Here is a 22717-nt window from a genome sequence, read left to right as displayed (position 1 = left end):
TCTATTTTAGGTGCTACCCACACCATCTCCCGGATTTTGTATCAGGATGCGGTTGCGCTTCCTGATACTTCCGTGGCTCACTGAAAGGAATAAGTCGTGGACGTGGAGGAAATATGCGGCGCTGGATTGCGGGCTTGATGTTGGTAAGTGGAATGGTTGCAGGTGTGGCTACTGCGCAGAAGAAAGAGGCGTCCGTTCCCTTCCACAACCCCATTCTGTTCGCCGATTATTCCGATCCAGACGTGATCGCCGATGGCGGCAAGTATTACCTCGTTGCCTCCACGTTTCATTACGTTCCCGGCATCCCAATCCTTGAATCAACAGACCTGGTGCATTGGACGATTCTTGGCCACGCCGTCGATCGTGTAACGCTGGCGCCGCAGTACGACATGGTCGATGGCAACCGTTACGGTGCAGGCATCTGGGCTCCTGCCATTCGCAAACACAAAGGCACGTATTTCATCTATTTCCCCACGCCGGACGAAGGCATCTTTGTTACCACTGCGAAGTCCATCCATGGCCCATGGTCAAAGCCCGTTGCCGTGATTGCACAGCCGAAGCTGGAGGATCCGTGCCCGTTCTGGGATGACGATGGCAATGCCTATCTCATCCACTCGCGCAAAGGCGCAGGCCCGCTGATTCTGCATCGCATGTCGCCGGATGGATTGCATGTGCTGGATGAAGGCAAGGTCATCGTGGACGATCCGAAGAACCTGCACACACTGGAAGGTCCAAAGATGTACAAGCGCAACGGCTGGTATTACATCTTTGCGCCGTATGGTGGCGTGGGCACCGGCGCGCAGGTCGTGATGCGATCGAAGAACGTATGGGGACCATACGACTATCGCACCGTTCTGGCGCAGGGCAACACCAACGTCAACGGGCCACACCAGGGCGGCTACATTGAAACGCCCGACGGCAAAGGCTGGTTCATCCACTTTCAGAAGCGCGAATCGCACGGGCGCATCCTTCATCTGCAACCGGTGCGTTGGGAGGATGACTGGCCCATCATGGGCGATGCTCCTGCAGGCGCAACGCAGGGAACACCTGTCGCTTCTGGCGAAGTGACCGTTCCTGTTGCATCCGTTGGCAAAGGATCGCCGCAGACATCAGATGAATTCACTGCGAAGACATTGGGACCGCAATGGGAGTGGAACCACAACCCCGACAATGCATCGTGGTCGCTGACGAAGCGCATCGGCTATCTGAGTCTGACCCCATCTGTTGCAACGGATCTCTTCACTGCACACAATACGCTGACGCAACAAATGCAGGACAACAATCTGGAAGCCACCGTGCGTCTGGATGTAACCAGGCTTCCGCCCAGCGGGCATGCGGGTTTCAGCATGTTTGAGAAGGCTGCAGGAGGCGTAGAGGTTACTGCCAATGCACAAGGCAAACGTCAGTTGTTCTTCTTTCACGGAAATGATCGCGTCGCAGGCCCTGAGTTAACGCGTGATGTAATCGACCTCCGCGTATCGGTGCATGGCGATATGGCCGCCTATTCTTACAGCACAGAGAACGGCACGAACTTCCAGCCACTTGGTCCAGAGACTAAGATGACGTTTTCATGGTGGAAGGGAGCACGCCCGGCGATCTTCGCCTATCGCACTTCAGCCACTGGCGATGCAGGCCGCGTGGATATCGACTGGTTCCACTACAAGGCGCTGAATTAGCAACAAGCTACTGATTCACACCGCTGGCAAGAAAGCCGCCATCCACGGCAATGATCTGTCCCGTGGTGAAGCTGGTCGCGTCACTCGCAAGATAAAGCGCTGTGCTCACCAGTTCGTCTGTTGTGCCAAAGCGATCCATTGGTGTGCGCATCTTCAGCTCCTGTCCACGAGGACTGTCGATGATCTTGCTGTTCAGTGCAGTCGGGAAAATGCCCGGTGCAATCGCATTCACCAGCACGCCATGCCGCGACCACTCCACCGCAAGTGACCGTGTGAGCGACGCTACTGCAGCTTTACTGGCGCAGTACGCCGAGACTTCCATGAACGCGACAAAGCTGGAGAGCGACGCGATATTGATGATGCGTCCGCGCTTCTGCTGAATCATGTGGCGACCAAACACCTGGCAACTGCGCAGCGTGCCGGTCAGGTTCACATCCAGAATGTTGTTCCACGTATCGTCCACAACATCCAGCGTGGGCTCGCGTTTCGTAATGCCAGCAGCATTCACAAGAATGTCCACGGAAGGGAAGTCCGCCAGAACGCGAATGCAAAGGTCCTCAAGCGAAACGCGCGACTGCACGTCGGAAGTCGCTTCAATCGTCTTGCGACCATGCTCGCGAATCTCATTGGCAGTCGCCGCAACGCCCTCTGCGGATCGCGAAGACGCCACAACATCCGCGCCGGCCTTTGCGAAACCAAGCGCGATGGCTTTGCCAATGCCGGATGTTCCGCCAATCACAACCGCCGTGCGTCCATTCAGATCCATTCTGTTTCCCTCATCTCGTGTTGCGTGTTCACGCTGCGAGTCAATCCAAGCCAAGATACATTGGCCCAGCAAATTCGTTGACAGCGCAGTCGCGGCGTTCGTATAGTTCGCGTCACAAACTATATATGAAAAGCCTTCGTCTTCTGCCTATCCTCTTCAGCGTCTGTCTGTCTCTTCCCGCGCAGACATGGGTGGGCAGTTGGGCTGCGTCGCAACAGGTTCCCACCGGAGCCAACGCGCTGGCAGCGAATGAGTTACAGGCCGCCACGCTGCGACAGATCGTGCATCTTTCGTTAGGCGGCGAGCAGCTTCGTATCCGCATCGCCAATACGTTCGGTACAACACCGCTCCGTATCGCCACAGTACATATCGCCAAACCAAAATCTGCAGCCGATGCAGCGATTGATCCTGCAACCGATCGTGCTCTAAGCTTCGACGGCAAACCGGACGTACTGATCCCGGCAGGCGCAGAGTATCTCTCCGATCCGATTCCGTTTCACGCACCAGCAACGTCGGATCTAGCCATCACCATTCGTTATCTTGCTGCACCAGACGTTCAGACCAGCCATCCCGGCTCCCGCGCAACATCCTATCTTTCGCACACCGCAGCGGTTGACGCCGCAACGATGCCCGATGCGAAGAAGTTTGAACACTGGTTTCAGATCGGCGGCGTGGATGTGCCAGCCTCGAAAGACTCCGCAACAGTGGTCACCCTGGGCGACTCCATCACCGATGGCCACGGAGCCACGGACAACGGCAACGACCGCTGGCCCGATGACCTTGCAGCACGTTTGCTGGCCGATACGAAAACGCGTTCGCGCGGCGTGTTGAATCAAGGCCTCGGTGGCAATCGCATTCTGATGGATGGCCAAGGGCCAAGTGCATTGGCCCGTTTCAGTCGCGATGTTCTCGCACAGCCCGGCGTGAAATACGTCATCGTCTTTGAAGGCGTGAACGATCTCGGCATGTTCACGAAGGATATCGAGATTTCTCCCGAAGAGCATGCCGCGTTGGTGGCACACATCGTCGGCGCGTATCAACAGATGATCGACCGTGCACATTCGGCAGGCTTAAAGATTTACGGAGCCACGATCACGCCCTATCAGGGCTTCACCTTCTACCATCCCACTGCAACGAATGAATTGGATCGCCAGAAGATCAACGCATGGATACGTACATCGGGGCACTTTGATGCCGTTCTGGATTTCGACAAAATTGTTGCGGATCCTGCAAATCCCGCGCGGCTATTGCCTAAATTCGATTCCGGCGATCACATCCATCCGAATCAGGCAGCGTACCACGCCATCGCCGAAAGTATTCCGCTGTCACTATTCGCAAAATAACAGTTCGTTAAGGAACTGACCTATCTTCGGGTGATGTGTTGATTCTCCTCAGCAACACAGGAAGATCCAACTCATCGCGCGTCATGTTGCCCTGCAATTGCTGCGCCTGGGGAAAGTCTTTCACTCCGCTACCAGCGGCGTCCTGCAGATGCAGATGAAAGATGTTGCCATCGTCATCGGCCAGTACCAGCGTTGTACCCATCAGGTGCGCCTGCGAAAAAGTGCTTGTAGCGGTCTCGCGGTCGAAACGATAGCTGGCGTCGGTGACATCGTCGCCACTTACGTTGAGCGTAATCGTCGCCGTGCGCTGTCCAATCTTGCCGCGATAGCGCAGTGTCTCTGCGCCTGCAACAAGCGTCATTGCCAGCAGAATTCCGACGACGAACAGAGAGTGCAGCTTCACGCACGCAAGCCTATCAAAGCGCATGCATCGTGTGCTGCCTGAGCGTTGTTTAGGCAGCCAGCAGCGCTTCAGAACGATGTCTTTGTGCGATCTCGTTTTGCAGGTATGCCGCCTTCGCAAAAACCGCCTGCAGTTGTGCCCATTCGCTGGGAGGCACGTCGAAATACCGCGTAGTGCCGCCCCAGTTGCGGAAATCCACCGTCAGCACCTGGCTTACTTCGTCATAGCGCATTCCCCGGATTGAAACCATTGCGTGTTCCCTCCCTGCACAGCAGTGTTGCGCGCGCTATGTGATGGGAGTGTGAACTCTTTACTTCCGTTGCACGATTTTTGCAACATATTTGTTTTCATCCGCTGTTGCCGCATGCGGTACATCCGATATCGCAAACAGAACCTGCACCGGCAACAGCTCCGCATTACCAAACGCGAAAGCTGATGCCGGTGCTGATGCCGTACGGCTTCAGCGTGCCAAAGGTGAATTGCGGCCACACCTGGTATTCCACATCCACCACGCGGATGTGGATGTTGTCATTGGAGATCCACTTTTCCAAACCCCCGCCCGGTGCCATCACAAAGTACTGTCCGTTGGCATAGCCGTAAGGAAAACGCATGGTGCCCAGACCGACCGGCATCTTCACATAGGGCACCCAACCCACTGGCTTGAAGCTGACGCGCGGCCCAATGAGATACGTGTTCTGCTGTATGCCCTGCTTGCCGCCCCAGCGCAGAAAGCGTGCCTCTCCTTCCAGACCCACGTAACGGTGAAAGTTAGCGTCCACATAGAGGGTGGGGCCGTACAGGTTCGACTTACCGTAGTCGCTCCTGTAGAGCGAACCGGCAATGCCCACTGTGGTGTACATGCCCGGCCCGGTCGCAGCGGCCTTTGTGACCTGTGCTGGGGATGCTGTCACGCACAGCAGCCCCAGCACAGCGAGGATGTTGTTTCTCACCGTTCTCCTCACTGAGTCACCGTCAGGCTAACGGGCAGCGACAGCGTAACGCCGGACTTGCTGGACACGCTCACATTGAAGGTGTACGAACCCGCAGGCGTGCTGCTCTGGTTCAGCGTGCCGCAGCCCGTAACCGGAATCAGCATGGTCAGCAGAACCAGCATCAGCAGAGCCGGAACGCGGCGCTTGCCTCGCAGCAGCCATACAAACAAAGCACCTGCAGGCAGCATCGCCAGTAGCGGACCTTTGCTCATGGGCGTGCTGTTGCTTGCGCTTTCACCACCTGAGGTCAACGGTGATCCGGTGTCGACGACAACCTTGATCTTCACCTGGCCATCTGCCGGCAGACCCACGCTGACCTTCTCAAAGGTGCAGGTCGCGGCATAAGGAAGACCCAGGCAGCCCAATGACAGTGTGTCGCTGAAGCCACCCAACGACTGGATCACCAGGTAGGTTTCAACGTACTTCTTCGACTGCACACTGAGCGCTGAAGGAGTCAGGCTCAGTGTGAAGTTTGTTGCACTGGTTGGGGGAAGCTGAACCTGTGCAGAGGTGGATGCTGCATAGTTCACGTCACCGCTATAGCTTGCCGTTAGAGAAGCTCCATCCACAACCGTGTTCTGCACGCTCAGCGTTGCCACACCGGTTGTGTCCAGGCGTCCGGATCCGATCGACTTCCCACCAGAGTAGAAGGTGACGATACCCGTCGGTGCAACAGGACCGGTTCCCTTCACTACCGCAACCAGCGATTGCACGCCGTTGGTGGCCGTTGAAGCAGCCGTAGAAGTAAGCGACGTCTGCGTAGCGCGTAAGTTCACTACCTGCGTCAGTGCCGCCGAAGTCGTGGCATCTGTCGCTACGTCGCCAGCAAACTGCGCGGTGATGACATGTGTTCCTGCCGCAAACGCAGCTGCGGTGATGGAGGCAGTACCGTTCGCATCCAACACGCTAGTACCAAGCAATGTCGTACCTTCCAGGAAGCGGATGCTGCCAGTGGGCACAGGAGCAACTGCGGTCTTGATGGTTGCAATCAACACGGGTGTATCCAGAGTCAGCGCCGGATTCATGTTGCTTACCAGCGTGAGCTGCGATATCTGCGTTACCTGCTGTGCCACCGCGCCGGAGATAGAGGATGAGTTGTCGCTATCCCCTGCGTAAGACACGGTAATCGTGTGCATGCCCGGTGTCAGAGTGGTCAGCGTGAGCGTCGCAGTGCCATGATTCAGCGCAACCTGTCCCAGCGCGGTCGTCCCATCCAGAAACTTCACATTGCCGGTAGGCGTCACGCTTTCACCCGTCACGTTTGCTGTGAAGGTGACAGCATTGCCGTAGTGGCTGGGTGAGCCGCTGGTGGACAACGTGGTTTGCGTTGTAGCGTTGCGAATCACCTGCGACAGCGGGGCAGACGTACTTCCCTGGAACGTACTGTCGCCTTGATACACCGCAGTCAGGTTATGCGTTCCCACGGCAAGAGTTGAGGTCGTCAATGTAGCCGTGCCATTCGCGTTCAGACTGCCTGTTCCAATCGTGGTGGAACCATCCAGGAATGTAACAGTGCCGGAGGGATGTGCCGTAAGACCGTTGACCGTTACCGCAGCAGAAACGCCAGCCGTCAGTGTTAACGACGCTCCTCCAATGCCAGTGTTCGTGCTGGATGCAAGAGAGGTGTGCGTCTGCACGAAAACTGATTCTGTCACCACAGCAGAAGTGCTGCTCGCATGCGTCGAATCGCCTGCATAGAGAGCAACAATGTTGTGCTGACCCACGGACAACGTATTGATGTTGAACGTAGCCACGCCGGAAGCATTTACAGAAGCAACGCCAATGACTGCTGCGCCCTCCTGGAAAGTCACATTCCCGGTGGGATTGGCGACACCGCTGCTTACTGTCGCACGCAGCGTCACCGTATCGCCATAACCCGCAGAGGCGTTGCTCGTGGTTAGAACCGTGTTGGTCGATGCCGCATCAATGATGATGGTCACCGTCTGCTGCACCGCGGAGTTGTTCTGATCACCTGCAAACTGCGCAGTGATGGTATGCGTTCCCACAGCCAGCGTCGACGTGGCGAAGCTCGCCGTGCCGGAACCATTAATCGTCGCGGTGTTCAGCAACGCGCCGTTATCCAGCAGCTTCACCGTCGGGCTCGATGGAAGAACGCCATTGCTACCCAGCGTTACATTGAGTGTGATCGGCGTGTTGTACGTGGTGTGCAGGGTTGAGGATGTCAGCGTAAGCGTCGGCGCTCCCAGCGTCACCGTAAGAGTGGAAGCCGGGGAAGTAGCGCTGATGTAGTTCGTATCGCCGCTATACGTTGCGGTAATGCTATGCGATCCCTCCGCAAGCGTGCTCAGCGTGATGGCCGCCACGCCCTGTGCATTCACTGAAACAGTGTTAAGCGTGGTTGCGCCATCCAGGAATGTAACGTGACCAGTTGGTTTAACAACACCCGTAGCCGTAACATTTGCGGTCAGCGTCACAGACTTGCCCGCCAGGATGCTGTTCGAGCTGAGCGTTAACGCCACATTGGAGCTGGTGGATTGCACCACCTGGTTGAAGACGCCAGACGTGCTCACGTCATAGTTCGTGCTGCCGTTGAACTTGGCAGTCAACGGATGCGTAGCCACCGAGAGCGCCGTTGTGGAAAGCGTCGCTACACCATTCGTCACAGACACCGTCTGCAACGGGCTGCTGCCGTCGTAGAACGTGACGTTGCCGCCGATAGCGCCTACTGCGGTCTCACCGGGCGACAGCGTAACGGTTGCCGTTAGTGTTACGGAAGAGCCTGCATTCGAAGGCGAGCCATCACTACTGAGAGTCGTGATCGTAGCCAGCCGATTGACTGTGACCGTCGTGTTTCCAGTGCTGCCAGCCGTGTATCCGTCGCCACTGTAGGTCGCAGTGACAGTATCGGTTCCCGATGTCAGACCAGTCGTAGGCAACGAGAACGTGCCATTGCTATCGATCGGTCCGCTACCCAACGTGGTGGAACCATTCTTGAAGGTAATGGTGCCTGAGAGCGTAGGGCCATTTGAGTTGGTAACCGTCGCCGTTAGCGTCGTGCTCTGTCCCACGGTGATGGTAGAAGGATTGGAACCCACCAGTACCGTGGACGCAGCCTTGGTGATTGTCTGCACCAGTGCGGGCGATGTGCTGCTCTTGCTACTGGTATCGCCTGCGAACTTTGCTGTGATGGTGTGCGTCCCGCCCGTGAGCGTAGATATGCTGAAGCTGGCAGTGCTGTTGGGATTGATGCTGCCCGCACCAATTGCTGCTGAACCGTCATAGAAAGTGATCGTGCCGCTGGTGATCGGCGACGTGGCGCTGATGGTAGCCGTGAACGTTACATTCTGACTCACAGTCGCTGTAGGGTCTGACGAAACCACCACAATCGAAGTGGTCTGCAGAACACTCTGTGTTACAGAGCCCGTGCTCGCGGCATTGTTGTTATCACCGGAGTAGTTTGCATTGATGGTGTGCTGTCCCTGCGTCAGTGCGCTGGTGGTGAAGGTGGCAATGCCATTGTTATTCAGTGCAATGTCGCCGCTGATAGCAGTGGTGCCGTCGTAGAACGTCACGGTACCTGTGGGAACAGCCGATGCTTGCGTCTCGCTGACAACCGCAGTGAAGGTTACGTTGTCTCCCAAACCTGAGGGATTGCTTACTGCGGACACATTAACCGCCGTCGGTTCCACAGAAAGAACTTTACCGGTCATCGTGATCACATCCGGCGAGTTGGCACCGTCCGACTGCACAGTGAGTGTCCCCACAGGATTGTTCCCATCTGAGATGGTGGTCGGTGCGAAATCTACACCAAGTGCGCAGTTGTAGCCGGCCGTCAGAGTCGTGGAGGCACTGCATGTGGTGGTGGCCACGTCCAGCGCACTCTGATTGAAAAGAATGTTGGATGATGTCAGCGTGTCAGTGCCGTCATTCTCGATCTGCAGAATCTGCGGTGTGGCTGACTTCTTACCCACCTTCATGTCAGGGAAATGCAGCAACGCTTTGTTGCTGCTGATCTTCAGCACACGTTTGTTGAAGTCATCCGTAATGTAAAGATTGTTGTGCCCATCCAGCGCAATCGCATAAGGCGTGGAAAGCGAAATCGTATCGGCGTTCAGCAGGTTGTCGTTGGTCGTAGTGACAGTGGAGTAGTAGTAGCTGGCGACCGACTCCATCTTTCCTGTCGTAATGTTGGCACGACGGATGCGGTTGTTCTGTGAGTCAGCAATGTAAACATTGCCCACTGCATCCACTGCAACAGCGGTAGGAAAGTTTAATGTGGCACTAAGGGGCGAACCGCCGTCGCCAGTAAGGCTGGGTGTCCCGTTGAGGGTTCCCGCAGCCGTGGTCAGTTTGCCATCGGTTCCCAGCTTGCGGATGGCCTGGTTCAGCTTGTCAGCAATATAGAGAGCGCCGTTGCTATCAAACGCAAGCCCATAGGGCTGGTTCAACTGCGCGGTTATAGCAAGATGACCGTCGTTGGCGAAGCCGGCAACGCCTGTACCCGCAACAATAGTCATCATGCCCGTGGTGGCATCCACACGACGCACCACGTTGTTCTCTGAGTCAGAGATGTAGATGTTCTCGTCAGCGTCGAGGGCAATTCCGTACGGAGACCGCAGCATTCCCGACGTTGCGAGTACGTTGTCCGGTGAAGATCCAGGTGATGCAAGCGTGCCCGCAACCGTCGTGATGATGTGTGTCACCGCATCCACACGGCGAATGGCATGATTGCCCGTATCCGCAAAATACAGATTGCCCGCACCATCCAACGCAAGCTGCGCAGGAGAGCTGATACCTGCAGTCGTTGCCAACGCGCCATCGTGTTCGCTGGAGGGGTAACCGATGCCAGCGTAGGTTGAGATTTTGCCGGCAGTATCCACGTGGCGAATACGGTTGTTCAAGGTATCGGCAATGTAGAAGTCGCCCGCCGGGGTTCCTACAACACCTCGCGGTAGATAAACGTGTGCGCTGGTGGCGTTTCCGCCGTCCTCGCCATTTATGTATTCCGGCTGCGTGCCGTTGCCTGCCACCAGCGTTGCCTGTCCCGGTTGAATGACAGCAAGCGGCCCAGTGCCCACGCCATCAATCAACTGCTCCGCCAACACCTGGCCTACGTTGTCCATCAGCACCACCGCACCCGAACGACGGCCCGGCGCCAATGGCTTAAACAGAACATTCACAGTGCACGACGACAAGGTAGATTCGGCAGCACATGTGCTGCCTCCCGCATCGGTGAAATCCTTATTCGCAATGCCCTGGGTCAGGATGAGAACGTTCGCCACCGTGCCCGCAGTCGGAGACAGCGTAACCGTAAGGTTCGCGCTCCCGGTTAACGGAGTGCTGCCTGGGATGTGTTGAACGGTTTGTGCGGCAGAAATTCCTGCTATGCCAATGCAGGAAACCAACGCTCCCACGGTGCGGAGCAAAACGGAGCGCAGACACGCGGACGTGCGACGCCGCCAGGTCTTCGACAAACGGACAGACATTAAGTTGTAACTTCCTTCAAAGGGTCCCTGGGGAAGGGAGAGAACCAAGTCATCCGAACAAGCGGACAAGAGCAACACTGGTTGCAGATTCGCGCTCGCAGTTGGCCCGCGATGCGCCTGTTTATAACTTCTGGAAATGAGTTTCCCATCGCTCTCTACGTATGAAAATCACACGCGCGAGGAGCAGTTACGCTATTCGGGGTATACCGCGTGCCTCTTCGCGTTACCCGCCTAACACCAACAAGTTGTGTGGAATTGGGGGCATGAACAGCAGGCCGCAAAATTTCAACGGAGTTAAAAAATCAGCCCAGCGAGAACGGGTGTATGCTGAAACCCCTGTATGAGCGGTACCCGACAGAGAGCCCACCGCGCACAGGAATCAAAAGGAGAAACCTCATGGGACTGATGGACGAAGTGGAGAAGGTCGCTGGTGCAGTGGTTGCTGTCGAGGGACTGAAGAAGGTGGACTCCGACCCTTCCATCCTCACCGAAGCTGCGGCCGCGGTTGCCGGATTTGAAGGCACCGGCGCGCTGAAGGATTTCATTAACAAGGAAACTGGCGAAGGCGAGCAGAAAGAAGGCTAATCACCTGCTCCTGCCATTTGGAACAACTGCAAAGCCCTTCTACCAACCATGGGAGGGCTTTTGTGTTTATTTGCCAATGCAGAAGCTGGAGAAGATACGGTTCAGCACATCGTCTGCTGTAGTCTGTCCGGTCAGCGAGTCCAGCGCACGCAGGCATTCGTAAAGATCCAGCAGCACCATCTCATGCGGTATGCCAGTGCGGGCCGCAGCCACAGCGCGTTCCAACGCTTCCAGCGCACTCTGTACCGCATCGCGTTGACGCAGGTTAGTTAACGTTGCGCCTGCTGCGGAGGGTTGCGATCCCGCCATGCGCAGAATCTCTTCACGAAGCTCTGCAATTCCTTCGCCTGTTGCAGCAGAGGTCACAACGCCTTTTGTGTTTGCAACAAGCGGCTGTGAGCCGTGGCGAAGATCCGCCTTGTTCCAGGCCACCAGCAGCGGTCGATTCTGCAGTGCATCTGCCAGAGGCTTTTCAAGATAAGCCTCAAGCGTATCGTCTTGTGTCCAAGCCATCTCCGTCGCATCGACCACCAGAAGCACGGCGTCCGCATCGGCTATCGCGCGTCGCGAACGTTCCACGCCCATGCGTTCCGCTTCGTCTGCTGTGTCGCGAATACCCGCAGTATCCAGCAACTCCACCGGAATGCCGTTCAGGTTTACGCGTTCTGCAATCACATCGCGCGTGGTGCCAGGAGTGGACGTAACAATCGCACGATCCTGCTCTACCAGCCGATTGAAGAGTGAACTCTTGCCTGCGTTCGGCTTACCAACAATGGCAAGCTGAAGCCCCTCCCGCATCAAACGCCCATGCGTAAAGCTGGCCAGCAATGTTTGCAGTGGTTGCTGCACTGCTCGAACACCCGCAATGATTTCATCCACGGCCATGATGGGCGTGTCGTCTTCAGCAAAGTCAATGCCAGCTTCAAGCGTCGCAATCAAAACCAGGAGCGCATCTTTTGCAGGACGAATCTCCGCGGCAATGCTGCCGCTCATCTGCTCTGCCGCCAGCTTCGCCTGTTCCAGAGTCTGCGCGTCAATCAGATCGCGCACAGCTTCCGCTTCCGTCAGATCAAGACGCCCACGCAGAAACGCACGCTCAGTAAATTCGCCCGCCCGCGCAGGCGTCGCGCCCAACGCAACACATCGCCGCAACAGCCAATCCAGCACCACCGGCGAACCATGCGTTGCAATCTCCACAACATCTTCGCCGGTGTAACTGTGCGGTGCCTTGTAATACGTGGCAATGGCGTCGTCGATGCGCGTGCCATCCACATCGCGCAGAATGCCATAGACCGCATGACGCGGCCCAGCCTCTGAAATCTTTGGGAGCAACGGTTGAGCCACAGTGAGCGCACTCTTACCAGACAAACGAATCACACCAATGCCACCACGCCCCGCAGGCGTAGCAACAGCAACAATAGTGGTCTCGTCCAAAAGATCGTGCGCGGCGCTCATGCACTTATCTTAGTGATTCTCTGAAGAAATATCCGAAAAGCACAAAGGCCACACCAAGTACACGAAGACAACTCCTATGTACTCGGTGTGACCGTTGTGTTTCTGTGAACTACTTCTTAGCCTGCTCGTCGATCCACTTCGACACACGAGCATCCAGCACGGTCAGCGGCAGCGCGCCACCATTCAACACCTCATCATGGAACGCCTTGATGTCGAACTTCGCACCCAGCTTCGCCTTTGCCTTCTCGCGCAGCTTGCGAATCTCAAGTTGTCCCATCTTGTAGCTCAGCGCCTGTCCGGGCCATGCAATGTAGCGATCGGTTTCCGTCTGCGCCAGCGCATCATTCACATCGTTGGCATGCATGTAATCAATCACCTGCTGCCGCGTCCACCCCTTGTCATGGATACCGGTGTCCACCACCAGACGCACCGCACGGAACAGTTCACTGTTCAAGCGGCCATAATCGCTAACCGGGTCCTGATAGAAACCAACTTCCTTGCCCAGTTCTTCTGCATACAGCGCCCAGCCTTCGCTAAACGCAGAGTAGCCGCCGCGCAGACGGAACTTCGGCAACCCCTTCAACTGCTGCGCCACGCTGATCTGCATGTGATGGCCCGGCACACCCTCGTGATAAGCAACAGCCTCATCCAGTACCAGCGTGCGTGTCGTGGGATTCGCAACCGCCACCACCACGCGGCCCGGACGCTTACCATCCGGCGTACCCGCGTTGTAGTGCGTAGCTTCCGCAGCAGCAAAGTCAGGAATCGGCTCCACCGTCACAGGCGACTTCGGCAACAGGCCAAAAAGCTCCGGCAACTTCGGCTCCATCTGCGCAATGTACTTGCGGAAGTCCTCTACGATTTGTTCTTCGCTCTTCGGCTTCCACTTCGGATCGTTATTGATCGCAGCGCGCCACGTCGCCAGATCCTTGTACCCGGCCTTCTTCGCCAGTACGGTCATCTCTGCCGTAATGCGCTTCACCTCATCCAGCCCAAGCTGATGAACCGCCGCAGGTGTAATGTCCAGCGTCGTCATCTGCTTCACAGCTTCGGCATAGCGGCGCTTGCCGTCTGGCAGCGATTCAATCGAAAGCGCATCACGTCCATGCGGCGCGTAATCATTGCGCAGGAAGGCAGAAAACTTTGCATAGGCAGGGAACACATCGTTATTCACCGCATCCGTAATCTGCTGCGTCAACCGTGTCTTGTCCGCATCGCTGAAGCTTGCAGGAAACTTCTTCGTCGGTAGCAGGAACGGGTTCGCCTTCACCACGCCGTCGCACTGTCCAGCAAGCTTTTCTGTAATCACCTTCGGCGGCATCAGGCCATCCTTCAGGCCAATGCGCATTACATCCGTCGTCTCACTCAGCACACGTGGAATCTGTTTCAAACGCGCAATGTAGTCCTCGTAATGCTTGACGGAATCGAACGGCATGCTCAGCGGCAGATCAGCCAATCCGGTATGAATGCCGTTCTGCTGATTGATGGGCATCTCATAGTTCTTCAGCGCATAGCTCACATCGCCGCGCTCCAGGCGATCCTGCAGCAACGCATGCGAGGTAACGTCAGTGTCTGTCATGCCATCGGTGGAGATAGCGTTCAGGCGCTTTAGAAAATCGTCATTCTCCGCGTGATCGCGCTGAATGGAGGCAAGCGAATAATCACCCAGCTTGTCGTTGTAGCGATAGTCGCCAAACGAAGTAGCGCCCGTAGGATTGCGCTTCAGCCCATTTTGGAAATACTCCTCAAACAGCGCATTCTGCGCGGTCGTGCGGTCGGCAACGGAGGTTTGGGCAGGCAGTGAAACGCACACAGAAACGGCTGTGCAGGCAAGCAACAGGGCAGGCGTAATTCGCATGGCAATGAGCGTAGCAGATACATCCCGCCGTTGATACAGACATTGTTTATGGCGCAACGGCCGGGCTCGGAAGCGTCTCCGGCGAAGCTCCCACTGCACAATTCCGTCCATTCCGTTTAGCTTCATAGAGGGCGGTATCGGCTCGATGAAAGAGCTCTCTCAGATTGTCTTGCGCCTCGACACTGGCAACCCCGCAACTGATGGAAATGACATGGTCGCTGAAGATGGGCGATGCGGCGATCTGCTCGCAAAGCACCCGCGCCCGTTGCAACGCCTGCGGATAAGGCGTCTCCGGCATCACAACCAGAAACTCCTCGCCTCCCCAGCGGCCAATAAGATCCACATCGCGAAAAAGCGCAGAGCACCGAAGTGCAAGTGCCTTCAACACTTCATCGCCAACGTCATGCCCCAGTCGATCGTTGATCGCTTTGAAGTGATCAATGTCCAGCAGGATGACGGCGAAGTGGTGCCCGTAACGCGCATAGCGAATCAGCTCTGCTTCAATCACCTCACTGATGCGCCGCCGATTCGCCAATCCAGTGAGCGCATCGGTATTCGCCAGACGAGCCAGTTGCTCCATGTTGAGTTCCGCAATCTGTACCTGGTGCTGATAGCTGGAGAAAAAGTACAAAGCCGCCACCAGCGCTGCCGACACAATATGCAACGTGATCGTAAAAACAGTGTGGATATGCGCAGGCCGCACTAGGTAAGGAAGACTCACCACAAAGAACAGCGTCATCATGGCCAATGACAGCCGAATGCTCGTCTGCCGATCAAACAACGCAAAGACAAGCACGTAGATCAATGGAATCCACAGATAGAGCGGTTCCAGATCCATGCTCGCGCCGTATCGCGTGGAATACAAACTCAACGCCATGCACCCGGCACAAACAATAGCGGCAAACAATAAACAGCAGAGCTCAGCCGTCCGTTGCTGCACATGACGTTTCCACAACAGCAGGAACATGACGGGGTGAAAAACCGCATTGAGCGCGAAAATGACCCGCAACGCAGCCGATGACTGGCCCAGAGACTCCTTCACGGCCCAGCCAGGAATTGTGCCCAGCCATGCCATGGCCAAAATCCATAGCAATAACTTGCGCTTCAGGTCATCAATGGACTGCTGCAAAACGGGCTTCTGATGTGTCTCGTGCGGGGGCATGATCGGTTCTGAGGGACAAAGGGAAAGATACCAAATGGCGCTCATTCTGCCATGACCCGCGTGAGGTATTTATCCAGAGCACCGCTATATGCAAACAGCGCCCGCATGGGGCGCTGTTGTGCATTGCATTGCTCGAAACTTGGCTCTACCGGCGACGGAAGCGTTCGCGAATCTTCTGAGCGCGGTCATCACGTTCGCGTGCCTGCCAGCCTTCGGGATACAGCACCACGAACCGGCTCGGGCCTTCGCCGCTGGATTCCGTGCGCAGCCCCTCGGCACGTTTCAGCGCCAGGTGCAGCATGCGGCGTTCGCGGCTGCTCATCGGTTCATAGCGATAAGGCTTGCGGCTGTTCTTCACGGCCTCAATTCCCTCTTCAGCCAGATCCAGAATCTCGCGATTACGCTCCGCCTTGTAGCCGCAGGCGTCGAAGCTGATGCGATCGTGCTCCTCCGGCTCCAGCCGCAGAATCTTCGCGCACACATGCTCCAGCGAGCGCAGCAGCTCACCATCGCGCTGAATGAGCATGCGCTCATCCGGGCCGCTCAACTCTACGTAGATCAGGCGGTCTTCCAGCCCATCCGGATCGGCGGCGCCTGCGCCGGCCACAATGCGGAAGCGGAGTTTGAATCCGCCTGTCGTCGTCAGCATTTTCAGAAAATCGTGGGTCTGCTGGGCTGCGGTCTTCAGATCCTGCATGCGCGTGCTTTCTTCCTTCTTTCGGGATCGTCGCCGCACTGCGGTTGCCGTCCCGTGGGATAAAAATTTTAGGGTGTCTCTGACAGGTACGCATGAAGTGCAATCTCAGTTGCACATTTCATGCGTACCCGCCCGGTTTACCGTTTGCCCTGGATGGTGCGCGGCTGGCCTGCCTTGCGGCGTGCACGCTTCGCAGCCAGTTCGCGCATCTCGCGGCCTTCCTTCGTCTGGTTCATGGCAAACTGCGCCAGAATCATGATGATGTTACCCACGCACCAGTACAGCGCCAGACCCGACGAGTAGTTCCACGTAATGAAGCCGGAGAACAGCGGCATCGTGAACGCCATCATCTTCTGCTGCTGCGGATCCATACCCGGAGCCGGCATATAGAACTGCGTCAGGAACTGCGTCAGCACCATCACGATGGGCAGGATGTGATACGGATCAGCCACCGTCAGGTCATGCAGCCAGAACCAGTGCGCCTCGCGCAGTTCCACCACCTTGGGCAGCATGCCCAGCATGGCGAACAGCAGAGGGAACGTCAGCAGCGTAGGAACGCAGCCGCCGAACATGTTCACGCCGTTTTCCTTCTGCAGCGCCATGATCTCGGTGTTCATGTCCGCACGCTTCGGATCGGTCACCTTGTACTTGGCATACTTCGCCTTGATGGCGTCCATCTGCGGCTGAATGCGCTGCATCTTCAAACCACTCTTCATGGTCTGGTAGCGGAACGGCAGGATCACAATGTTCACAAAGATCGTGAGCACCACAATCGCCCATCCCCAGTTGCTGGCAACGTGATCGTGAATCCAGTTCAGCAGCAGGAACAGAACCTTCGCGAACGGTCCCCAGAAGCCGAAATCAACCACCGGTTCCAGCGTCTCGCTCGAGCCAGAAACCTTGATGCCCTTCAGAACATCCACTGACTTCGGTCCAACGTACACGCGCATGGTGCTGGTGTTGTCCGTGCTGCCCGCGGCAATGCCGACCACCGGAACATCCACAGACTTTTCCGAAACCGTACCATCACGGTGCAGCTTGTTCACGTCAACGGTGTTGTGCAGCGTGACTGCCGTCGCAGAGCCCGGATTATCCGGCAGGAAGATCGCAGCAAAATAACCATCCGCGGTGCCCGCATACTGCAAGGGAGCATTCAACGTTTCGCCGCCGGAAACCTTTTTGAATTCAATGTGTTCGGCCTTGCCGTCCTTCATCGTTTCAATGCGCGAACCGTTGTAATCCAGCACCTGCTCCTGGTCGCCAAAGCCTGCGGGCCACGCCAGCAGAGCGCGCACCGGAGCGCCGTTCACCTTCACGCTGACCGTCGCCTTCAGCACGTATGTGCTGTCAAAGCTGAAGGTCTTCTCCACATCCACGTTGCCCTGTGTGTAGTGATAGGTCAGCGTCTGCGGAGCGGTCAGGTTGCCCGTTGCGCTGGGCACAAACAGGGCCTGCTTCAGCCCGGCCGTGGTGCCTGCGTCATACGTGTGCAGCGACATGGGGAAGCCAAACTCCTGGCTCGCCTTCGCATTTACCAGGTCCAGTGGAGCGCCGTAGCGGCTCTTGAACTTCTTCAGAATCCACGAGCGAACTTCCGCGCCGCGGTTCGTAAAGGTGATCTTGTACAGCTCGTTTTCAATGGTGGTGGTCTGTTCAGCCGCAGCGGAAACCGTATTGCTGGCGGCGCTGGCTGCAGGAGCCTGCACGGCGTTCGCATTGAAAGCGGCTTTGCTGCCGGTGGGCGCGCTTACGGGAGCATTCGCGGTCTGCGTCTGCGCCGTAGGCGGCTGCAGCGGCTGCTTCTGCTTCGACTTATAAAACTGAAGCCCGGCAAACACGCCGAACATGACGACCAACATTACGAGGAAGGTGGTATTGCTCTGCGAGCCGCCGCCTCCCTGATTAGGGTTCTTGATCTCTGCCACGTTTTCCTGTCTGGTTGGCGCGCCGGGTTTCCGCGCCAAAGTATCCATTTCTCATTCTAAATCGGGAATAATCCCAACGCTTTTTTCGTCCAAATCATTGCTGCGTGCTATGACGTGCTATGAAAAGAGGCAGTATGAGCATGATCCTCGTCGTCGGAAGCATCAATCTGGACCTGGTCAGCACCGTGGATCGGATCCCCACACCCGGTGAAACGCTGCTGGGAAACAGTTTTGCCACCATTCCCGGCGGCAAAGGCGCCAACCAGGCCGTCGCTGCCGCCCGTCTGGGTGCCGCCGTCCACATGATCGGGCGTGTCGGCGCAGACAGCTTTGGCGAGCTCCTGCGCAATGCCCTGATCATTGAGAAAGTCGACACCTCCACAGTGGTCACCGTGGAAGGTCCAAGCGGCGTGGCCGCCATCACCGTGGCGGCAGATGGCAGCAACAGCATCGTCGTTACGCCCGCAGCCAACGCCACCCTGCACCCCGCGGATATCGCCGCCGCCCGCTCGCAGATACGCAAAGCCGCAATCGTCCTGGCGCAACTGGAAACACCGCTGGAAACCGTTGCAGCGTTGGCAAAGGAATGCGGCGACGCCAAAATCCCGCTAATCCTCGACCCGGCACCGGCACAACCACTCCCGTTGGATCTGCTCCGCAGCGTCACCTGGCTCACGCCCAACGAATCGGAGACCCGCACACTGCTGGGCCGCACCACCGCCATGACAGAAGCCAAAGCCGCGGAGCGCCTGTTGGCTCTCGGAGCGCGAAACGTCATCCTGAAACTGGGCGCGCGAGGAGCCTATCTTGCAGGAGCAGATGTGCCGAAGCCGGTCCACGTTCCCTCGCCGGATCTCCGCGCGGTAGACACCACCGCCGCAGGCGACTGCTTCAACGGAGCCTTCGCCGTCGCCCTCACCCAAGGCCGCACACCGGCAGAAGCCGCACGCTTCGCCTGTGCCGCCGCAGCCCTCTCCATTACACGCACCGGAGCGCAAACAGGCATGCCCCACCGCGCCGATGTGGACGCATTGCTGCAATCGGAAAACAACTTATGACCTCAAACCACAGCCCAGCAAAACTCACACGAACACGTCCAGCATCGAGAACGTACGAAGTACCGTCATCCTGAGCGAAACGAAGTGAAGCCGAAGTACCTGCATTTCTCGCAGTCCACTACAACGCCGATGGGAAGCCCTACACCAACCTAATCGTCGATCCTCATCCCACTCGGCGCAGCCAGCGTGGCATAACTCAACGCACCCAGCAGCGTCACCGCGGAACAAACCGCAAACGCCAGCGTAAAGCTGTGCGTACGATCCACGATCATGCCCGTCACCACCGGCGCAACCGACGCGATCAGGAAGCTGGCAAAGTTCTGCAACGCACCCAACGCCGACACCAGATGCGGCGGGCTGACAGCCTGCACATAGCCCCATCCGCTGGTGCCGCCAAACTGGATAAACCCAAACGCAACGCTGATGCTGATCACCGCAGCAGGCAGCGAAAACGCATGCGACGCGAAGAACGACGCCGCCGCGCTCATCACCATGCCCAGGATGATCTGCGTGCGATGAATCGACGTCAGCTTGTAACCGCGCGCCGCAAACGCATCGGCAAGAAATCCGCTGGCCAGCATGCCAAACGCACCTGCAAGGAACGGGATCGCCGCAAGCCATCCGCTCTGCGACAGCGACAGATGACGCTCCGTCTGCAGATATCCCGGCAGCCAGGCAATGTAGAGCCACGCGGTGTAATTCACGCCGCCAAAGCCCAGCATCATGCCCCATACCGTGCGCTGCGTCAGCAACTCGCGATAGACGCTGCCTGTAGGAATCACCGTGAGCGTCTCATCGCTGTGCATGGTCGCCGCACGCGGACGATGGAGCAACAACCACAGCAACGCAACGACGAGTCCTGCCGCACCCAACACCTCAAACATGCCGCGCCAGCCAATGCGCAACATCAGCAGGGTAAGCAACGGCGGTGCAGCCGCAAGTCCAAACGTCTGCGATGAACTCATCAGCGCCGTAGCGCGCCCGCGTGTGCCACGGCTGAACCACTCACGCACACTGCGAATCCCACTCGGATAAAACGGCGCCTCACCTGCACCCAACAAAATACGCAGAACAATGAACACAGGGAACGATGTAACGAATCCCGTAAGCAGTTGCGCCAGGCTCCACACCGCCAGCCCAACGCCCAGCATCACGCGCGTACCCAGCCGGTCCAGCCACGCCACCAGCCCAAGCTGAGCAAACCCATACGACAACGAGAAGGCAGATAGCAACCATCCCATCTGCGCATTGTTTAAATGCAGTTCGCCGCGCACAACGGTATTCGCAACCGACAGCGACGAGCGATCGAAGAAGTTCACAATGCCCGCTGTAAAAAGCAGGACGAGTGTGATGCCTTGATGCGCGCGAAGGCTGCGTTCCTGTTTTCCTGTTGCGATCAAAACGGCAGCCTCGTGAGAAGAGAGTCACGTCCACTTTAGAGCATTCGCTCGAAATGGGTAGTGATCCAATGAAAGGCTGTGATTCAGCGAAGCTCTTACGGTCTGAAAGATCGTCATTCTGAGCAGAGCGAAGAATCCCAACACATTTGCGCGCGCCGTCACCTCATTAAGTTTCCTGCAAGGAAGCCAGCGAAGCTCTTACGGTCGAAGACCGTCATCTGTGAAGTTCCTGCACAAAGCAGAAACCAGCGAAGCTCATACGGACGGAAAGACCGTCATCCTGAACGAAGCGAAGCGGAGCTGAAGGACCTGCATTCCTCTCACACCACTACGATGCTGAAGGAAAGCAAAAACTGGACTAACGCACAGCGCGGTTCGAGTACAAAGTAGCCACATACCCAGCGCCAAAACCATTGTCGATATTGGTCACCGTAATATTCGGCGAACAACTATTCAACATACCCAGCAGCGCCGCCACGCCGCCAAAAGCTGCACCATAACCAACACTGGTCGGTACCGCAATCACCGGCACTGCAACCAGTCCACCCACAACCGAAGGCAAAGCACCTTCCATCCCCGCACAGCAGATCACCGCATCCGCCTCACGAATGGCGTTGAGGTGCGCAAGCAGACGATGCAATCCTGCAACGCCAACATCCGTAAACCGGGAAACCGTCGCACCAAAGAAATCCGCGGTGATGGCAGCTTCTTCCGCAACATTCAGATCGCTTGTGCCCGCACAGATCACCGCGACACGTCCGCCACTCTTCTTGGCGCCATCGCCACAGGTGATAGCACGAGCGCGTGCATGATACTTCGCATCAGGGATCAGCTTCTGCGTCGCTTCAAAGGCAGCGGCATCCGCACGCGTAGCCAGCGCAGGTGTCCCACTGGCATGAATGCGCGAAAGAATCGTGGCGGTTTCTTCTGCAGTTTTTCCCGCAGCGAACACCACTTCCGGTAAACCACTACGCAGCGAGCGATGGTGATCCACCTTGGCAAATTCCAGGTCTTCAAAAGGTAACGAAGCTAACTTGTCTGCAGTTTGTTCGGCGGTGATGTCGCCGGATTCAAGCTGGCGAAGAAGTTGGAGAAGTGCGTCACGCTGCATGATGACCAGCCTGCAGAAGTGAAGCCACCGGCAACAGAGCATTCATGCTGCCGCTGCGATAGCCCTCGGTGTCGAGCGTGACGTAAGTGAATCCTGCCGCTTTCACAGCCGCAGTGATCTGCGACAACATGTCCAGCGACAACGCCTTCGCCAGTTCGCTGCGTTCAATCTCCACACGCGCCAACTCGCCATGATGCCGCACACGAAGCTGCCGGAACCCAAGCGCAAGCAAAGCCTCTTCCGCCTCTTCCACCTGCCGCAAAGCCTCTGCCGTCACAGGCCGGCCATACTCAAGCCGCGAAGACAAGCAAGCCGAAGCGGGCCGATCCCAAACCTCAAGACCAAAGTGTTGTGCCAGCGCGCGAATCTCCTGCTTACCCAACGAAGCATCCGCAAGCGGTGCCACCGCATGATGATTCGCAGCCGCACGCTGCCCCGGACGAAAGTCGCCGCTGTCATCGCGATTGCGGCCATAGGCAATCGTCGCAATACCCGTCTCGCTCAACATACGTTCCATCGTGAGAAACAACTCATCCTTGCAATGAAAGCAGCGAGCGCCATCATTGCGCACATACTCTGCGCGATCCATCTCGCTGGTCTGCACCACGCGCAGAGGAATGCCATTGTCTTCTGCAAACTTCATCGCAAAGGCAAGATGCGTGCGTGGTAACGAGGGCGAATCGGCAATCACGGCAATCATCTTGTCGCCAAGAACCTGAAACGCCTCCCACGCAAGATACGCGGAGTCCACGCCACCGCTGTACGCCACGGCCATGCGTTCATACCGGCGCAGCTCCGCATGTAACTGTTCACGAAGCTGCGCCAGTGCGGTATCCATC

The 22717-nt window shown here is 57.2% G+C and carries 17 protein-coding genes; 4 read left to right on the top strand and 13 right to left on the bottom strand.

The features are described from left to right. Positions 1-113 precede the first annotated feature (113 nt). Complete coding sequence (locus tag JAO32_RS14420) at positions 114-1676, top strand: glycoside hydrolase family 43 protein (protein ID WP_334241588.1); 1563 nt, start codon at positions 114-116, stop codon at positions 1674-1676. A 7-nt stretch (positions 1677-1683) separates the two neighbouring features. Here the strand turns inward: JAO32_RS14420 and JAO32_RS14415 are convergent, their stop codons facing one another. Then, entirely contained in the window at positions 1684-2442 is a 759-nt protein-coding gene (locus tag JAO32_RS14415) for an SDR family NAD(P)-dependent oxidoreductase (RefSeq protein WP_334241586.1), read from the bottom strand. Between the two features lie 125 nt (positions 2443-2567). Between JAO32_RS14415 and JAO32_RS14410 the strand changes: the two genes are divergently transcribed. Continuing rightward, entirely contained in the window at positions 2568-3785 is a 1218-nt protein-coding gene (locus JAO32_RS14410; protein ID WP_334241585.1) for an SGNH/GDSL hydrolase family protein, read from the top strand. A 7-nt stretch (positions 3786-3792) separates the two neighbouring features. Here the strand turns inward: JAO32_RS14410 and JAO32_RS14405 are convergent, their stop codons facing one another. From JAO32_RS14405 to JAO32_RS14390, 4 genes are all read right to left on the bottom strand, one after another. Beyond that, complete coding sequence (locus tag JAO32_RS14405; RefSeq protein WP_334241583.1) at positions 3793-4188, bottom strand: hypothetical protein; 396 nt, start codon at positions 4186-4188, stop codon at positions 3793-3795. A 49-nt stretch (positions 4189-4237) separates the two neighbouring features. Beyond that, complete coding sequence (locus JAO32_RS14400) at positions 4238-4438, bottom strand: KTSC domain-containing protein (protein ID WP_334241580.1); 201 nt, start codon at positions 4436-4438, stop codon at positions 4238-4240. 166 nt (positions 4439-4604) lie between these two features. Continuing rightward, positions 4605-5138 carry a hypothetical protein gene (locus JAO32_RS14395; protein ID WP_334241579.1) on the bottom strand — a complete coding sequence of 178 codons (534 nt, stop codon included), beginning with the start codon at positions 5136-5138 and terminating at the stop codon, positions 4605-4607. 8 nt (positions 5139-5146) lie between these two features. Continuing rightward, positions 5147-10627 carry an Ig-like domain repeat protein gene (locus tag JAO32_RS14390; protein ID WP_334241577.1) on the bottom strand — a complete coding sequence of 1827 codons (5481 nt, stop codon included), beginning with the start codon at positions 10625-10627 and terminating at the stop codon, positions 5147-5149. A 396-nt stretch (positions 10628-11023) separates the two neighbouring features. On the opposite strand from JAO32_RS14390, the gene JAO32_RS14385 reads away from it, so the two are divergent. Beyond that, positions 11024-11212: a hypothetical protein gene (locus tag JAO32_RS14385; RefSeq protein WP_334241575.1), complete on the top strand. Its 189-nt coding sequence runs from the start codon at positions 11024-11026 to the stop codon at positions 11210-11212. Between the two features lie 66 nt (positions 11213-11278). Here the strand turns inward: JAO32_RS14385 and mnmE are convergent, their stop codons facing one another. The 5 genes from mnmE to yidC form a co-directional block, all read right to left on the bottom strand. Next, complete coding sequence (mnmE, locus tag JAO32_RS14380; RefSeq protein ID WP_334241573.1) at positions 11279-12667, bottom strand: tRNA uridine-5-carboxymethylaminomethyl(34) synthesis GTPase MnmE; 1389 nt, start codon at positions 12665-12667, stop codon at positions 11279-11281. Positions 12668-12776: 109 nt separating this feature from the next. Further along, positions 12777-14525, bottom strand: a complete 1749-nt coding sequence (locus JAO32_RS14375) for a DUF885 domain-containing protein (RefSeq protein WP_334241571.1) — start codon at positions 14523-14525, stop codon at positions 12777-12779. A gap of 46 nt (positions 14526-14571) precedes the next feature. Further along, a complete protein-coding gene (locus JAO32_RS14370; protein WP_334241569.1) occupies positions 14572-15687 on the bottom strand; it encodes a GGDEF domain-containing protein in 1116 nt (371 codons plus the stop codon). A gap of 145 nt (positions 15688-15832) precedes the next feature. After that, entirely contained in the window at positions 15833-16384 is a 552-nt protein-coding gene (locus JAO32_RS14365) for a Jag family protein (protein WP_334241568.1), read from the bottom strand. A gap of 137 nt (positions 16385-16521) precedes the next feature. Next, the gene (gene yidC, locus JAO32_RS14360) at positions 16522-18309 is read right to left on the bottom strand and encodes a membrane protein insertase YidC (RefSeq protein WP_334241565.1); all 1788 of its coding nucleotides are present in this window, start codon (positions 18307-18309) and stop codon (positions 16522-16524) included. A 134-nt stretch (positions 18310-18443) separates the two neighbouring features. Between yidC and rbsK the strand changes: the two genes are divergently transcribed. Next, positions 18444-19367 (top strand): ribokinase, encoded by a 924-nt coding sequence (rbsK, locus tag JAO32_RS14355; RefSeq protein WP_334241562.1) that lies wholly within the window; start codon positions 18444-18446, stop codon positions 19365-19367. Positions 19368-19516: 149 nt separating this feature from the next. On the opposite strand, the gene JAO32_RS14350 is transcribed toward rbsK, so the two are convergent. The 3 genes from JAO32_RS14350 to larE all read right to left on the bottom strand — a co-directional run bounded on the left by JAO32_RS14350 (position 19517) and on the right by larE (position 22716). After that, complete coding sequence (locus tag JAO32_RS14350; RefSeq protein WP_334241560.1) at positions 19517-20767, bottom strand: MFS transporter; 1251 nt, start codon at positions 20765-20767, stop codon at positions 19517-19519. Positions 20768-21125: 358 nt separating this feature from the next. Beyond that, positions 21126-21878: a nickel pincer cofactor biosynthesis protein LarB gene (gene larB, locus JAO32_RS14345; protein WP_334241559.1), complete on the bottom strand. Its 753-nt coding sequence runs from the start codon at positions 21876-21878 to the stop codon at positions 21126-21128. Next, positions 21868-22716 carry an ATP-dependent sacrificial sulfur transferase LarE gene (larE, locus tag JAO32_RS14340; RefSeq protein ID WP_334241557.1) on the bottom strand — a complete coding sequence of 283 codons (849 nt, stop codon included), beginning with the start codon at positions 22714-22716 and terminating at the stop codon, positions 21868-21870. The genes larB and larE overlap by 11 nt, the downstream gene beginning before the upstream one ends. Between the last annotated feature and the right edge of the window lies 1 nt (position 22717).

The organism is Terriglobus sp. ADX1 (assembly GCF_036877645.1).
Lineage (GTDB): Bacteria > Acidobacteriota > Terriglobia > Terriglobales > Acidobacteriaceae > Terriglobus.
Note: the sequence above shows the minus strand (reverse complement) of the source record. Positions and strands in the feature narration are given on the sequence as shown.

Excerpts from the sequence above, each read along its gene's own strand:
- JAO32_RS14420 (WP_334241588.1), top strand. The coding sequence starts at position 114 with ATGCGGCGCTGGATTGCGGGCTTGATGTTGGTAAGTGGAATGGTTGCA.
- JAO32_RS14415 (WP_334241586.1), bottom strand. The coding sequence starts at position 2,442 with ATGGATCTGAATGGACGCACGGCGGTTGTGATTGGCGGAACATCCGGC.
- JAO32_RS14410 (WP_334241585.1), top strand. The coding sequence starts at position 2,568 with ATGAAAAGCCTTCGTCTTCTGCCTATCCTCTTCAGCGTCTGTCTGTCT.
- JAO32_RS14400 (WP_334241580.1), bottom strand. The coding sequence starts at position 4,438 with ATGGTTTCAATCCGGGGAATGCGCTATGACGAAGTAAGCCAGGTGCTG.
- JAO32_RS14390 (WP_334241577.1), bottom strand. The coding sequence starts at position 10,627 with ATGTCTGTCCGTTTGTCGAAGACCTGGCGGCGTCGCACGTCCGCGTGT.
- JAO32_RS14385 (WP_334241575.1), top strand. The coding sequence starts at position 11,024 with ATGGGACTGATGGACGAAGTGGAGAAGGTCGCTGGTGCAGTGGTTGCT.
- mnmE (WP_334241573.1), bottom strand. The coding sequence starts at position 12,667 with ATGAGCGCCGCGCACGATCTTTTGGACGAGACCACTATTGTTGCTGTT.
- JAO32_RS14375 (WP_334241571.1), bottom strand. The coding sequence starts at position 14,525 with ATGCGAATTACGCCTGCCCTGTTGCTTGCCTGCACAGCCGTTTCTGTG.
- JAO32_RS14370 (WP_334241569.1), bottom strand. The coding sequence starts at position 15,687 with ATGCCCCCGCACGAGACACATCAGAAGCCCGTTTTGCAGCAGTCCATT.
- JAO32_RS14365 (WP_334241568.1), bottom strand. The coding sequence starts at position 16,384 with ATGCAGGATCTGAAGACCGCAGCCCAGCAGACCCACGATTTTCTGAAA.
- rbsK (WP_334241562.1), top strand. The coding sequence starts at position 18,444 with ATGAGCATGATCCTCGTCGTCGGAAGCATCAATCTGGACCTGGTCAGC.
- larB (WP_334241559.1), bottom strand. The coding sequence starts at position 21,878 with ATGCAGCGTGACGCACTTCTCCAACTTCTTCGCCAGCTTGAATCCGGC.
- larE (WP_334241557.1), bottom strand. The coding sequence starts at position 22,716 with ATGGATACCGCACTGGCGCAGCTTCGTGAACAGTTACATGCGGAGCTG.